The 13,418-nt window shown below is 58.5% G+C and carries 12 protein-coding genes; all 12 read left to right on the top strand.

From position 1 onward, the window contains the following. The first annotated feature begins 117 nt into the window (after positions 1–117). The 12 genes from feoB (at position 118) to ACZ5DH_RS07265 (ending at position 13,369) form a co-directional block, all read left to right on the top strand. Entirely contained in the window at positions 118–2,367 is a 2,250-nt protein-coding gene (gene feoB / locus ACZ5DH_RS07320) for a ferrous iron transport protein B (protein ID WP_464256412.1), read from the top strand. 480 nt (positions 2,368–2,847) lie between these two features. Beyond that, positions 2,848–3,333 carry a thermonuclease family protein gene (locus ACZ5DH_RS07315; protein WP_464256411.1) on the top strand — a complete coding sequence of 162 codons (486 nt, stop codon included), beginning with the start codon at positions 2,848–2,850 and terminating at the stop codon, positions 3,331–3,333. A 16-nt stretch (positions 3,334–3,349) separates the two neighbouring features. After that, positions 3,350–3,778, top strand: a complete 429-nt coding sequence (locus ACZ5DH_RS07310; RefSeq protein ID WP_464256410.1) for a hypothetical protein — start codon at positions 3,350–3,352, stop codon at positions 3,776–3,778. Position 3,779: 1 nt separating this feature from the next. Next, the gene (locus tag ACZ5DH_RS07305) at positions 3,780–4,310 is read left to right on the top strand and encodes a 3'-5' exonuclease (RefSeq protein WP_464256409.1); all 531 of its coding nucleotides are present in this window, start codon (positions 3,780–3,782) and stop codon (positions 4,308–4,310) included. Positions 4,311–4,807: 497 nt separating this feature from the next. Then, entirely contained in the window at positions 4,808–5,221 is a 414-nt protein-coding gene (gene flgB, locus ACZ5DH_RS07300) for a flagellar basal body rod protein FlgB (protein WP_464256408.1), read from the top strand. A 104-nt stretch (positions 5,222–5,325) separates the two neighbouring features. After that, positions 5,326–5,763, top strand: a complete 438-nt coding sequence (flgC, locus tag ACZ5DH_RS07295; protein WP_464256407.1) for a flagellar basal body rod protein FlgC — start codon at positions 5,326–5,328, stop codon at positions 5,761–5,763. A 58-nt stretch (positions 5,764–5,821) separates the two neighbouring features. Beyond that, entirely contained in the window at positions 5,822–6,268 is a 447-nt protein-coding gene (fliE, locus tag ACZ5DH_RS07290) for a flagellar hook-basal body complex protein FliE (RefSeq protein ID WP_464256406.1), read from the top strand. Positions 6,269–6,736: 468 nt separating this feature from the next. Next, entirely contained in the window at positions 6,737–8,386 is a 1,650-nt protein-coding gene (gene fliF, locus ACZ5DH_RS07285) for a flagellar basal-body MS-ring/collar protein FliF (protein ID WP_464256405.1), read from the top strand. Next, on the top strand, positions 8,367–8,588 hold the full coding sequence (locus ACZ5DH_RS07280; protein WP_464256404.1) for a flagellar M-ring protein FliF: 222 nt from the start codon (positions 8,367–8,369) through the stop codon (positions 8,586–8,588). Before fliF ends, ACZ5DH_RS07280 begins: the two co-directional genes overlap by 20 nt. A gap of 193 nt (positions 8,589–8,781) precedes the next feature. Further along, positions 8,782–9,777: a flagellar motor switch protein FliG gene (gene fliG / locus ACZ5DH_RS07275; protein ID WP_464256403.1), complete on the top strand. Its 996-nt coding sequence runs from the start codon at positions 8,782–8,784 to the stop codon at positions 9,775–9,777. 212 nt (positions 9,778–9,989) lie between these two features. Next, positions 9,990–11,846 (top strand): FliH/SctL family protein, encoded by a 1,857-nt coding sequence (locus tag ACZ5DH_RS07270; protein ID WP_464256402.1) that lies wholly within the window; start codon positions 9,990–9,992, stop codon positions 11,844–11,846. Positions 11,847–11,860: 14 nt separating this feature from the next. After that, positions 11,861–13,369: a FliI/YscN family ATPase gene (locus ACZ5DH_RS07265; RefSeq protein ID WP_464256401.1), complete on the top strand. Its 1,509-nt coding sequence runs from the start codon at positions 11,861–11,863 to the stop codon at positions 13,367–13,369. Positions 13,370–13,418: the final 49 nt, after the last annotated feature.

Here is a 13,418-nt window from a genome sequence, read left to right as displayed (position 1 = left end):
GAACTGTCACAATCAGAAGCTCCAGGACGGCTAGTATGAGCAATTTTTCCGGCATGATCATGGTCAGTGATCTGCATGGATTTTTTTGCGTCTTTAGCGGAGCGGGAGGGCACTTGCATGAGTGAGACGAAAGATTTGGATAATGGCGTGGGAGCGCACGGTCAGCATGAACAGCATGGCCACCACGGCCATGCCCTGCGTATTGCCCTGGCTGGCAATCCCAACTGCGGCAAAACCACGGTGTTCAACGGCTATACCGGCGCTCGCCAGCATGTGGGCAACTACCCGGGCGTCACCGTTGATAAGAAAGAAGGCCACATTAATGTAAATGGCACGCGTGTAATCGTGGTGGACCTGCCCGGCACCTACTCTTTGACTGCCTATTCGCAGGAAGAGCTTGTGGCCCGTCAGGAACTTGCCGGCGACAACGTGCAGGCGGTCATCAACGTGGTCGACGCCTCGGCCCTTGAGCGTAACCTGCTTCTCACTGTGCAGATGCTTGAAATGGGCACTCCTGTGGTGCTGTCCTGCAACATGATGGACGAAGCGCGTAATTCGGGCGTGCATATCGCTATGGATCGCCTGAGCGCCCTTCTTGACATTCCCGTGCTGCCCATGGTGGCCCGCACCGGCGAAGGCCTCAAAGAAGCCATGGAGGCCGCAGTTGAACTGAGCGGCAAGGGTAAACGCGAACCCATGCGTATTTCGTACGGCGCTGAGCTTGATGAGGCGCTGCTTGAGCTTGAAAAGCGCATTGTGGCCGCCAAACTGCTCACTGACCGCTACCTGCCAAGCTGGGTTGCCCTCAAGCTGCTGGAAGGCGATGACGTCATATTGAACGAAGTTCGCAAGGCCGACCCAAAAACCGCCGCCGAACTTGAGGGACTGCGCAAAAAAATTGCCGACCATACGCGCGTTACCCTTAATGCCAGTCTTGAGTCCCTCATCACTGACCACCGCTATGGCTACATCCGCAGCATCCTGCGTGACGGCGTTTTCCAGCAGGACCCCGGCAAGGATCGCCTGGCCCTTTCCGACAAGCTGGACAAAGTGCTCACCAACGCGCTGTTCGGCCCGCTGATCATGATTGGCGTGCTGTACTTCATGTTCTACGTCACCTTTGAGGTAGGCGCGTATCCCCAGGGCTGGGTTGAAGACGGCTTTGCCTGGCTTGGCGGATTTTTGGGCGACGTCATGCCTGACGGTCTTGCCAAGTCCCTGGTCGTGGACGGCATCATTGCCGGTGTGGGCGGCGTCATCAGCTTTGTGCCGCTGATCCTCATTATGTTTGTTCTCATTTCCTTTATGGAAGACAGCGGCTACATGGCCCGCGTGGCCTACATGATGGACCGCATCTTCCGCTTCTTCGGCCTGCACGGCGCTTCGGTTATGCCCTACATCATTTCCGGCGGCATTGCCGGCGGTTGCGCCATCCCTGGGGCCATGGCCACCCGTACCCTGCGCAGCCCCAAGGAAAAGCTGGCGACCCTGCTGACCCTGCCCTACATGGCCTGCGGCGCGAAACTGCCGGTCTTTCTGATGCTGGCTGGCGCCTTCTTCCCCGATGATGCGCCCACTGTCATGTTCATCATCATGCTTGTGGGCTGGGTTATGGCCCTGCTGGTGGCGCGCCTGCTGCGTTCTTCCATCGTCAAGGGCGAAGCGACGCCCTTTGTTATGGAACTGCCGCCGTACCGCATGCCCACCCTGTTCAGTCTGCTGCTGCACTGCTGGGAACGCGCCTGGATGTACCTTAAAAAGGCCGGTACCGTGCTGGTGGCCATTTCCATCATCATCTGGGCGGGCATGACCTTCCCCAAGATGCCCGAAGATATGGCCGCGCCCTTTGAGCAGAAGATCGAACAGCTTGAAGCGCAGATCGCCGCCTTCCCCGAAGGCGCTGAAGAGCGTGCCCCCCTTGAGGAAGAACTGACCGGCGTGCGCGACGAACTGGGTGAGGAGGAGCTGGCCTACTCCATTGCCGGACGTCTGGGCAAGGCCATCGAGCCTGCCACCATGCCCGTGGGTTTTGACTGGCGCACCGATATTGCCCTGCTGGCAGGCGTTGCCGCCAAGGAAGCCATTGTGTCTACCCTTGGCACGGCCTACGCCATTGGCGCGCAGGACCCCGAAGACGCCGCTCCCCTGGCCGAACGCCTGAAGAGCGACAGCAACTGGTCAAAGGCTACGGCGCTTTCCCTCATGCTGTTCGTGCTTATGTATTCTCCCTGCTTTGTGGCGCTCGTGGTCATCAAGCAGGAAGCGGGCAGCTGGGGCTGGCTGATTTTCAGCATGGTCTTCAATACTGGCGTGGCCTACGTTGTCTCCCTGGTGGCCTATCAGGTGGGCCGTTCCGTCTGGGGATAGTGCGCATGTGCGGGCTCGTTTTGCCTGCCTGCCGCGCCAGGGCCGTTTGAGCCTTTTGCACGGCATCGGGCGGGGCGCAACCCGCGCCGCACAAAGGCAAAAACCTTTGTAACAAAGCGTCAGCCTTTCAATATATGCCCGTGCCGTGCCTTGACAAAGGGCTTGCGGCACGGGCATTGTTTTTGGGTTATCGGTCCCTGTATAACAGGCTTTCACTTTTGGATTTTTGTTCAGAGCACTCTTGGGGGGATACATCCTCAAGGGTGGAGCAATTTTACCTTCGAAAAATGCTACTTTCGTCCGAATCCACGCCACGCTGCGGCGCGCCGCACTCTCGTGCAGCAGTGGAGCATGTGACCTTTTTCAAAGGTAAAATGCCGAAACGATCAGGCTGCGTTTGCGGCTTTGGCGCGGTTACCGCCCATGCAGATGCCTGGGCATTGCAACGTGAAAGTACTCAAGACGCGCACCGGGGGGTGTATGCTGATCCGGATCATTTGTCTTTGCCTGACCATGTGCCTTGCCTGGGGGAGCCTTCCGGCCCTTGCCTGGGACGCCAGGGTTGTTCGTGTGGAGGATGGCAATACCATTTCCGTCAGCAAGGCTGGCAAGAGCGATGATGTCGAGGTGGTGCTGCGGTTTTATGGCATTGAGGCCCCGACCCTGAATCAGCCCTTCGGGCCGGAAGCCCGCCAACGCCTTGCCGAGATCATGCCGCGTGGCACACGGGTGACGGTGGAGCCCGTGGGCGAGAGTGAGTCGGGCACCATAAGCGCACTCATCCAGGTCGGGGGCGCATCCGTCAACTACCAACTGGTGATGGAAGGGCTGGCCTGGATTGACAGACAAAATTGCAGGGCTATCTTTTGCCGCCGCTGGATGATACAGGAACATCAGGCCGTAGTGGAGAAAAGGGGTGTATGGGGCCTGAAAATAGGCACCCCGCCCTGGCAGTGGGGCAGATAAAACAACGGGAGCAGATATGAACGTCACGGGTTCGCAGGAGTTGCGGGAATTTCTTGATGGCTGGAAAATCGACCCCCAGAATGCCAAGGCGGCTTTTACAGCCTATATGGATTTTCTGGCCGCGCACAGCGGCATGAGTTTTACCTTCAAGGCCAGACCCGGCGTGAGCTACTCATTGCGCGCCCGGCATGCCGCCCAGAGTAAGCGCGAACTCTTTGTGCTGCTTGACGTGGTGGACGATGAACCGAATAACCGCTGGCTGTCTGTCTGCTTTTACAACAACATGGTCACGGACGCTGAAGACAAGGGCGACTTTGTGCCCGATGGACTGATGGACGAGGACGCCCGCTGCTTCAACCTTGAAGACGACGACGCCCACATGCGTGACTACATCATGGCCCGTCTGGCCGAAGCCGCTCGCAACGCCGAAAAAAACGTGGAATAATATGCTCGCTGTACATGCCGCGCCCTGCGTGGCCATAGATTTTGAAACCTCCGGGTACGCGGCCCACAGCGCCTGTGCTGTGGGCCTTGCCCGTATAGAGGATGGGCACGTTGTGGACCGGCTTTACAGCCTGATACGCCCGCCGTCTTCACGGGTCATGTTTACGGAAATCCACGGGCTCACCTGGTCCATGCTCAAAGACGCGCCCACCTTCGCCGAAGTCTGGCCTCAAATGGAAACATTCATGGACGGGGCCGACGCCTTGCTGGCGCACAACGCCTCTTTTGACAGGCGCGTGTTGCAGGCCTGCTGCCGCGAGGCCGGGGCCGAGGTCCCCAGACACCATTTTTTATGTACGCTCAAGGGCGCACGGCGCAGCCTGCCCCTGCCCTCCAAAAAGCTCAACCATGTCTGCGAGCACTTCGGCATACCCCTTGACCACCACAACGCCGGGTCGGATGCCGCAGCCTGCGCCGAGGTCTATCTGCATTTGCGGGCCTTGGGCGTCACTGACGGCCAGATGCGTCTGTAGGCGGTGTCCGCAGCCATGCCTTTTTCTGTCATGCCAGTGAAGCAGGGGCTTTTATGGAAAAGGCACGCCTGCTTGTCGACTGACCGTAATAAAAAGAGGAGTCCGGCGCGGCAATAGCCGGCGCGCTTTCCGAGCGCTGTCTGTGCTGGGCTTACAGGCCGCGTACGGCGCAATATCTATCCGGCGCGATGGTTTCACGGCCCTGATCGGACTTGCCTCAAGTTTTTTGTTTCAAGGTTATTGGTTTCGTTGGACCCAGGCCCATTGGATCCAATGCATTGACCCATATTCATTTGTCCCAAACCTGTCTGTCCCGGGTACACCGGTGACTGAAAACCTCTGGCCCGGACATCGCCATTTTGTTGACGAGGTCCGGGCCAGAGGTTTTTTTGTTGTGTGTATTTTCACATAACAATATGTTTTTATTTGTGTAAATAAAAATGGAACAGGTTTTGCTTGCCCCTTGTCAGCAATCCATAAGGACTGCGGGAGGCATCATGAAAAGTTTGTTCAGCAGTCAGGTCGGCCTGGTCGGCACGGTCATGAATATGCAGCTTCAAAGGCAGAATGTCATTGCCGGCAACCTGGCCAACATTGACACCCCCAACTACAAGCCGCGTGAATTGAGCTTTGAAAAAGAGCTTCAGACCGCCCTCGGGCAGAATATGGAAGGGCAGATGAGCCGCACCAGCGAGGAGCACATTCCCTCGACCTTTGATCCTGCGTCCTTCAGGCCCGAGTGGTCGGAGGCGTTCAAGCCCAGACTTATTCACGGTGAAGACCGCGTGAACCTTGATAAGGAAATGGCCAAGCACTCTAAGAACCAGTTGCAGTTTACGGCGCTGGCCCAAATTCTGACAAAAACGTTTGAAGGCATACATACCGTCATACAGGACGGCAAACAGGCGTAAGAAGCGCCGCCCGGTCAAAGGGCAGCGCTTCCCCGGCTCGTCGTGCAGGAAATGCGGGGCAGGCCGGACGGCCTTGAGGGATTTTTGAGCATCAGGAGGACGTCATGGATTTCATGACAGCATTTGACATAAGCGCATCGGGCCTCGCGGCCGACCGTACGCGCATCAATACAATTTCAATGAACCTGGCCAATGCCAAGACCACGCGCACGCCCTTGGGCGGTCCTTACCGCAGGCGTTCCGTCGTGCAGCAGACGGCCGATGTGGACGATCCTTTTTCCGTGCACATGCAGTCGGCCCTCGACCGCTCGGTCAAGGGGGTGCGCGTCATGGCCGTGACAATGGACAACCGCCCCTTCAAGCGCGTGTATGAGCCGGGCAACCCCGATGCCAACGCCGAGGGCTACGTGATGTATCCCGACATCAACGTGGTGGAGGAAATGGCAAACCTCATGACGGCCCAGCGCAATTTTGAAGCCAACGTCACCACCGTGGACGCCGTCAAGGGCATGTACGTCAAAGCTCTTGAGATCGGCAAATAGCACAGTGCATTCGTCTGCAAAGACATATGGAACCAGCGAGTAGCGTCAGGAGAACATCATGAGCATTCAGGCAACGGGTATGCGCGCCTATAGCGAAGCCGTACAACATTTCAGCAAGGTTTCAGGCAGCTTGCAGCAAGGGTCGGCGGTCAGCGGTCAAACGCTTTTTTCCCGCACTCTGGATCAGAGCCTTGCCCGCAGCCAGGTGGATACCGGCGAAAACTTCGGCGCCCAGATAGACAAGATGCAGTTCCCCGGCAAGGCCTCAACGCCGGTGATGCCCGAAAACGGCTTTACGGGAACGCTCAAAGACTCGCTCAACAAGGTCAATCAGCTGCAGAGCGTGAAGGATAATGCCATCGATGACTTCGCTTCCGGGCGCACGCAAAATGTACAGGAACTCATGATCACCATGCAGAAATCGAGTCTTGCCATGAAGCTGACCACCGCTGTGCGCGGCAAGGTTCTGGAAGCGTATAAAGAAATTTCAAAGATGCAGTTCTAGGGAAACGCTGATTTATTCCGTTTGGCTGTGTTGCTTCACTTTTTTTGAAACAGTCGAGGACGGAAGAGTCCACTCCTGCTTCAAAAAAAGATCGCGCCTTGCCAAACGAAATAACTGCGCGTTTCCAGGAGGCTCTTTAATCAGTGCTTCCCTAGATAATGTCTGCCGCAGGGATTACCTTTTACGGCCTGACTGCCTGACAGTTCATATCTGGCCTGCACAACTCTCTGGCCTGCAAAATTCTCTCACCTGCACAACTCGCGCTCCTGAACGACCTTTCCTCATATGGCCCTGCCGCTGGGGAAAGGTTTTTTTTGCGTCACAAATTTGAGCGCCTTGCGGCAGGTCATGCTGCCTGTTGGCATCCTGTCAAAACCGTATGCTATATGGTGGCATAGCTCTTGCTATGGCTAGTGAAGCCCGGCCCTGGCGTCGGAAAACCAGCGCTCAAGCGCACAGGAGCGGAACATGCCTGCATTCATTCAACAATTCGTCAACTCCCTTACGGCGATATGGGCCAAGATGAGCCCACTGCAACGCATTGCTTCCGTTGGCGGGGCTGTCGGGCTGCTGGCTGCGGTCATTGGTCTGTCCATCTGGCTGAGCCGCCCCGAATACCGGGTTCTTTATTCCAACCTTGGCCCGGAAGACGCCAGCGTGGTCATCAAGGCCCTGCAGGGCGACAAGGTGGCCTACCGCATCACCGACAACGGCGCCACCATCATGGTGCCGCAGGAAGTGGTTTACGACCAGCGTATCAAGATCGCTGGCGAAGGCGGCCTGGTGGGGCAGGGCATAGGGTTTGAGATTTTTGACAAGGTCAAGGTCGGCCAGACCGACTTTGTGCAGAAGATCAACTACTCACGTGCGCTCCAGGGTGAGCTGGCCCGCACCATCAGCCAGTTCCCCAGTGTTGAAAGCGCCCGCGTGCACCTGGTCATCCCGCGCCGCAGCCTTTTTGTCGAAGAACGCCAGTCTCCTTCGGCCTCGGTGGTTCTCAAGCTTACCCGGGCCAACATCAAGATCGACCAGAAAGAAATCAACGCCATTCTCAATATGATGCTCATGTCCGTTGAAGGTCTGGACAGAGCCCATGTTTCCATCACCGACACCAGCGGCAAGGTCCTTTACCAGCCGGAAGAAGACAGCCTTGCGGGCATCACCACCACCCAGATGGAATACCGCCAGACCGTGCAGCGCAACCTTGAACGGCGCATTGAAGAAATGCTGCAGCCCCTTTTCGGCTCTGGCCGTGTCATCGCCAAGGTCAATGCCGATATGGATTTCAGCCAGAAAACCATACGCCGCGAACTTTTTGATCCTGAAAAAACAGCGGTTCGCAGCGAATACCGTCAGGAAGAAAGCCAGCAGGGCCGCGCCAATCTTGAAGCGGGCGCGCCGGATGTAAATTTTCGTGGTGACGGCATCACCGGGTCGGTTTCAGACCAGAGTGGCACACGTGAATCGCGTACCACCAACTATGAAATCAACAAGGAAGAACAGCAGATTGTTTCAAATGTGGGTGAATTGCGCCGTTTGACGGTTGCAGTCCTCATTGATGGCACGTATGTAAAGACCGATGGCATCTGGACCTTTATGCCGCGCAAGAGCGAAGAGCTTGAGCGGGTGCGCCAGCTGGTGCACAACGCTGTGGGGCTGGACACGGCCCGCGGCGATGCTTTGGAGGTCAGCTCCGCGCCCTTTACCGACTCGGAGCCGCCCAAGGACCCCAACTTCGCCGACATGCTGGCCGACTACGCCGAGCGCCTGGGCAAGCCCCTGCTCAACGCGCTGCTGGCGTTCCTGTTCCTGATGCTCATCGTGCGTCCCGTGGTGCTGGCGCTTATCCGCCCCAAGGTCGAAGCGGGTGAAATGGTCGAAGGCCTGGAAGGTCTGCCTGCCGCCGAAGAGCAGCTTGCTCTTTATGAGGCTCTGGAAGAAGCCGCCAGAGCTGAGGACGAATCGTCGCTGGACAATGCCGATGATGAGGACGATCTGATGTTCAAGGACATTGAAGCACTGAAAGCGCACATCTTCAGCCTGTCGGACAACCATATGGAACAGGTGGTGACCCTGGTGCGCGGCTGGATGAAGAGAGATGAAACAGTTAAAGCCTAGTCCGTCACAAACAGGCCTGCTGACAGGGAAAGAAAACGGCCTCGCGTCGTCTTCTCTCACCCAGCTCAAGACCTTGCGCCGGGCGCAGAAAGAGACAAACCAGCGGGTTGAAGAATTGAAGCTGCGGCTGTTCCGCATTACGGAGCAGCATATGGATCAGGCCGTGCGGCTTATCAGGCGCTGGCTTTCTGACAAGGATTAAAGGAAACGCTGATTTATTCCGTTTGGCGGCGTTGCTTCACTTTTCTTGAAACAGTTGAGGACGGAAGAGTCCACTCCTGCTTCAAAAAAAGATCGCGCCTTGCCAAACGAAATAACTGCGCGTTTCCAAGGGGCTCTTTAATCAGTGTTTTCTAAAATCCCTCTGCCCCTGGGCCGAGGTGAAGGAGTTGAGGATGGAGCTGACCGGCAAACAGCGCATAGCCGTGCTGCTGCTCGCCATGGGCGACAAGTTCACGGCCGACGTGTTCAAGCGCATGGACAGGCAGGAAATAGCCGAAATCTCCAAAGCCATTGTGGACTTGGAGCCCGTGCCGCGTGAAGATGTCGAGGAAGTGTTGCGCGAATTTCATGAGTCCCTGGTGGAGGGCGTGGACATGATCGCGGGCGGCAGTGATATTCTCAAGCGCCTGCTGGTCAAGAACCTTGATCCTGAAACCGCCAAGTACATTATGGACTCGCTCAGCCTTGAAACCGGGCCAGCGCCCTTCCGCGAACTCGAGCAGGTGAGCCCCCGCCTTCTTTCACAGATTTTGCGTAATGAGCATCCGCAGACCCTGGCGCTCATTCTCGGCCACCTGCACCCCGATCAGGCTGCCAATTTATTGACAAGCCTGCCCGCGGGCGTGCGCGCCGAAGTGCTCATGCGTTTGGCGCGCCTTGAGGCTGTGCCTGAAGACATGCTTATGGAAGTGGACAAGGTGCTCACAAGCCAGCTTATCGCCATGGGCGGCAAGGAAGGCAAAAAAGTGGGCGGCGTCCAGTCTGTGGCCGAAATCCTCAATGCCGTGGACCGCGCCACCGAAGAAGAAGTCCTGTCCGAGATCGAAGAAGACTCCGCCCAGATGGCCGAAGATATCCGCAACCTCATGTTCGTGTTCGAGGACTGCAAGAATATTGACGACAGGGGCGTGCGGGAAATGCTCAAGGAGATTTCCAACGAAGATCTTACCCTGGCCCTGCGTGGCGCCAGTGATGATCTCAAGGAAAAGTTCTTCAAGAACATGTCCGAGCGCGCGGGCAACATGATTCGCGAAGAACTGGAGTACATGGGTCCCACAAAGCTTTCGGACGTGGAAGCCGCGCAGCAGAATATCGTGAAGATCGTGCGTCGCCTTGAGGCCGAGAGCAAGCTGGTTGTCAGCAGGGGCGCGGGCGAAGTCTTCGTCTAAGAGCAGTTAACTCATTTCATTCGTAAACTGCTCTGCAAGGATTTTCAGGAAAATCCTTGCCACGAAATGCGAGCAGGCAGGCTTTTGCCTGCCGTGCACGAGCATTTCAAGTGTTACATGCTCTGGGGCTGATGGCCTGATCCCCTTGGGAGATGTCACGGCACTATTGCCCGAACCGCGTTTTCCGTAGAAACTGCAAGTTGGAAAAAGTCATGGCGTCAGATCAGTTGCGCAAAAAATGGGGAACTGTCTTCATGGGTGAGCGCGAAGCCACCGTGGAGCAGATTGACGCCATGCAGGAGCCCCTGCGCCGCGAACGCATGCAGCAACAGCAGCAGGAAGACTATTTTGACCGGGTGCGGGCCAAGGCCGAGGAGCGCGCGCGTGAAATACTTGGTGCGGCCTATGCCGAGCGCCAGAAAGTGCTGGAGGAAGCCAGGGCCGAGGCGCATGAACTGAATAAGCGGCTCACGCACGAAAGCGAAGCCTTGAAGGCGCAGGCCCAGGAAGAAAGAAACCAGGCGCAGGCGGAACTGGCGCAGGCGCAGACGTTGCGGCAAGAAGCGCAAGCCTTGCGCGAAGACGGCCGGGCCGATGGCTTTCAGGCCGGAATGGATCAGGCCGGGCAGGAACTCAAGGAATTTCGCGCTGAAATAGGGCAGGCTCTTGGCACGGTGCTTCATGCTCTGGACAGTCAGCGTCACGCCATTTGCGAGTCCTGGCGTGGGCAACTGGCCCTGCTCACACAGGAGGCCGTTACCGCCGGCACCGGGTGGGTGCTGGAAAAAGAGCACAAGAAAATATTGCAGTCTCTGGTTTTTGAGGCGCTTAATCTCCTCGAAGACCGCGCCACTGTCACTCTGCGCGTGCACCCCGACGACGAAGATACCGTCAGCGACATGTTTATGGCAGCGCGCGAACGCGTGCCCGAACTGCAACAGTGGATCGTCAACGGCGATCCCTCGGTGGAGCGGGGCGGTCTGCTGGCCGAAAGCGTCAGCGGCAGCGTCGATTGCCGCCGCGAACTTTATACGGAACTGGTCAACGGCGTTCTGTCCTGCCTCACTCTGGGGCCATGTCAGGATGACCAGCGCCATGGCGAGGCTGTCAGCCAGCTGGTGCGTCAGGAGGCCGAACGCATTGCGGCCCTGTCCCCCGAGCCGGAGCAGGCATCCGCGCATGGGGCGCATACGGAGCAGTCGGACGCTGCGGGATACGTTGAACAGCCCGCGGGCGCTGCCCATGCTGACCCTCTGGATGCAGACCTGCTCCCTGATTTGGAAAATGGCTTGCCCGCTGGGCTGCCCCCTGACATGGCAGACGACGTGGCAGGTGACCCGGCTGGCGGAACTGCTGCCGCGCCGCAGGGGCAGGATGCGCGAGATACGGAATTGCCGGCCACGGACGAACCGGCGCTGACGGAGGATCACCAAGGCCCCATACCAGACACCGAAGCCCTGATGGTGGAGGAGCCGGAATGGCCTGCCACTGCGCCCGGCTCTATGCCCGGCTCTGTGTCTGACCCTGCGCTTGTCACTGAGCCGCCTGAATCCTTGCCCGGCTCTGCGCCTGGTTCAGCACCCGGTTCTGAGCATGGCGAGCCCCCAATATCTTCCGCTCCCGCTTCTTCATCCACGGCTGCCCCTGACGCGCAGGTCGGCGCTTCTGCCCCTGCGGCGGACGGACAGCAAAGCGAAGCCCCTGCCTCTGCCGCACCCGCGCAGGTCTCCGAACCCGCTCACGGCGCTGCCCCGGTGCAATCTCCGGCTGGGGGAGAACATGCGGGCCAGGAACAGGTGGGCCAGGAAATGACGCCTGCCGCCAAGGTCCGCACGCCCGTGCAAGCTGAAAACCCGACGCTGGCGGAACTGGAAGACGAGCTTTTTCCCCTTGAAATCGAAGCGGAGGAGGAATCCGGCCTGATGGAACATCTTTCTGCCCAGGCTGTTGCCTCCCCTGACGGCTCTGGAATTTCCAGACCGGGCGGGCTGGGTGGAACGGGCGGTCATGACGACCATGACGTTTTTTCGCAGGGCGGTTTTCTGCCCGGTGCGGATAAAGGCCGCTGATCCTGGGCTCTGTTATGAAACTTGACCCGCAATCCTGCATCAAGCTGCTGCAAACCAGCAACCCGGTCCGCCTTTACGGAAAGGTCAACAAGGTCGTGGGCCTTGTGGCCGAAGGCAGCGGCCTGCGCGCGCCTCTGGGGGCTGTCTGCCACATGCTGCCCGATGATGGGGACGAGGGAATCGCTGCCGAAGTGGTGGGATTTCGCGACGGCAACCTGCTCTTCATGCCCTATGGCGATATGCGCGGCATCCGCCCCGGCAGCCGCATCCGCAATACCAGCCTGCCGCCGGTTTTTCCCGTAGGGCCGGAACTTCTGGGTCGCGCCTTTGACGCTTTTGGCACGCCCCTGGATGCGGGACCGCCCGTCAGTACGGAACTCTATTCCTCTCCCTTGCCCATGGGCGACAATGCCAAGGCCGATTTTGCCCGTCAGGTGGAAGAGCAGATCCCCTTTGTGCCGGAATGGGCGGAGGCGGCCCGCCAGCAGTGGCATCCCGAGCTTGCGCCCATTTACGCCGATCCGCCCAGCCCTTTGCAGCGCCCCCGCATTACGGACATCCTTGATGTCGGCGTTCGGTCGGTCAACAGCCTGCTCACTCTTGGCAAGGGGCAGCGCGTGGGCATCATGGCCGGTTCCGGCGTCGGCAAGTCCACCCTGATGGGCATGATGGCACGGTACACGCGCGCCGACGTCAACGTCATAGCGCTCATAGGCGAACGCGGCCGCGAAGTTGTGGAATTTATGGAGCGCGACCTCGGCCCCGAGGGCATGGCCCGCTCGGTGCTGGTCATTGCCACTTCCGACCAGTCGCCGCTGGTGCGTATGCGCGCGGCCTACGCAGCCACGGCAGTGGCCGAATATTTCCGCGACAAGAGCATGGACGTGCTGCTCATGATGGATTCGGTCACGCGCTTTGCCATGGCCGCCCGCGAGGTTGGCCTGGCCGTGGGCGAACCGCCGACCACAAAGGGCTATACGCCCACAGTTTTCGCCCAGTTGCCAAAGCTGCTTGAGCGGGCCGGACGCTCCGCCAGGGGAACCATTACAGGCATTTACACCGTCCTTGTGGACGGCGACGATTTTAACGAACCCATTGCCGACGCCGTGCGCTCCATTCTTGACGGCCACATTGTGCTTACCCGTGATCTGGCGGACCAGGGGCACTTTCCCGCCATTGACGTGCTGCGCTCCATCAGCCGTCTGCGTTCGGACATCTGCGAGCGACAGGACATCCTGGCCGGGCGCGTGATCACCCGAAATATGAGTACCTTTCGCAAGGTTGAAGATATGGTCAATATAGGTGCCTACGCGCAAGGCACCAATGCTGAAATCGACGCCGCCATCACCAGCATGCCCGCCATTAACAATTTTTTACGGCAGGACGTTGGCGACCCGCAGTTTCTGGAACAGAGCATGCAGCAACTGCGCGCCCTGGCCCAACTGGCGGAAGGGGCGGCAGCCCAGCAGGGCGCTTCCCCCATGCCTTCCGGCCAGAACGGCACTGTGCCGCAGCGGGCTTGACGCCTGGTCACAGCCTGCGGATTATATTTGCGAATTCTGTCACATGCGG

Source organism: Desulfovibrio simplex, assembly GCF_055387835.1.
This window is presented reverse-complemented; position numbering and strand designations above follow the sequence as displayed.

Bases quoted from the DNA above. Each gene is read 5' to 3' on its own strand.
- fliE (WP_464256406.1), top strand. From the start codon at position 5,822: ATGAGCATTCAGGCAACGGGTATGCGCGCCTATAGCGAAGCCGTACAA.
- flgB (WP_464256408.1), top strand. From the start codon at position 4,808: ATGAAAAGTTTGTTCAGCAGTCAGGTCGGCCTGGTCGGCACGGTCATG.
- fliF (WP_464256405.1), top strand. From the start codon at position 6,737: ATGCCTGCATTCATTCAACAATTCGTCAACTCCCTTACGGCGATATGG.
- ACZ5DH_RS07305 (WP_464256409.1), top strand. From the start codon at position 3,780: ATGCTCGCTGTACATGCCGCGCCCTGCGTGGCCATAGATTTTGAAACC.
- ACZ5DH_RS07310 (WP_464256410.1), top strand. From the start codon at position 3,350: ATGAACGTCACGGGTTCGCAGGAGTTGCGGGAATTTCTTGATGGCTGG.
- flgC (WP_464256407.1), top strand. From the start codon at position 5,326: ATGGATTTCATGACAGCATTTGACATAAGCGCATCGGGCCTCGCGGCC.
- ACZ5DH_RS07265 (WP_464256401.1), top strand. From the start codon at position 11,861: ATGAAACTTGACCCGCAATCCTGCATCAAGCTGCTGCAAACCAGCAAC.
- ACZ5DH_RS07315 (WP_464256411.1), top strand. From the start codon at position 2,848: ATGCTGATCCGGATCATTTGTCTTTGCCTGACCATGTGCCTTGCCTGG.
- feoB (WP_464256412.1), top strand. From the start codon at position 118: ATGAGTGAGACGAAAGATTTGGATAATGGCGTGGGAGCGCACGGTCAG.
- ACZ5DH_RS07280 (WP_464256404.1), top strand. From the start codon at position 8,367: ATGAAACAGTTAAAGCCTAGTCCGTCACAAACAGGCCTGCTGACAGGG.
- ACZ5DH_RS07270 (WP_464256402.1), top strand. From the start codon at position 9,990: ATGGCGTCAGATCAGTTGCGCAAAAAATGGGGAACTGTCTTCATGGGT.
- fliG (WP_464256403.1), top strand. From the start codon at position 8,782: ATGGAGCTGACCGGCAAACAGCGCATAGCCGTGCTGCTGCTCGCCATG.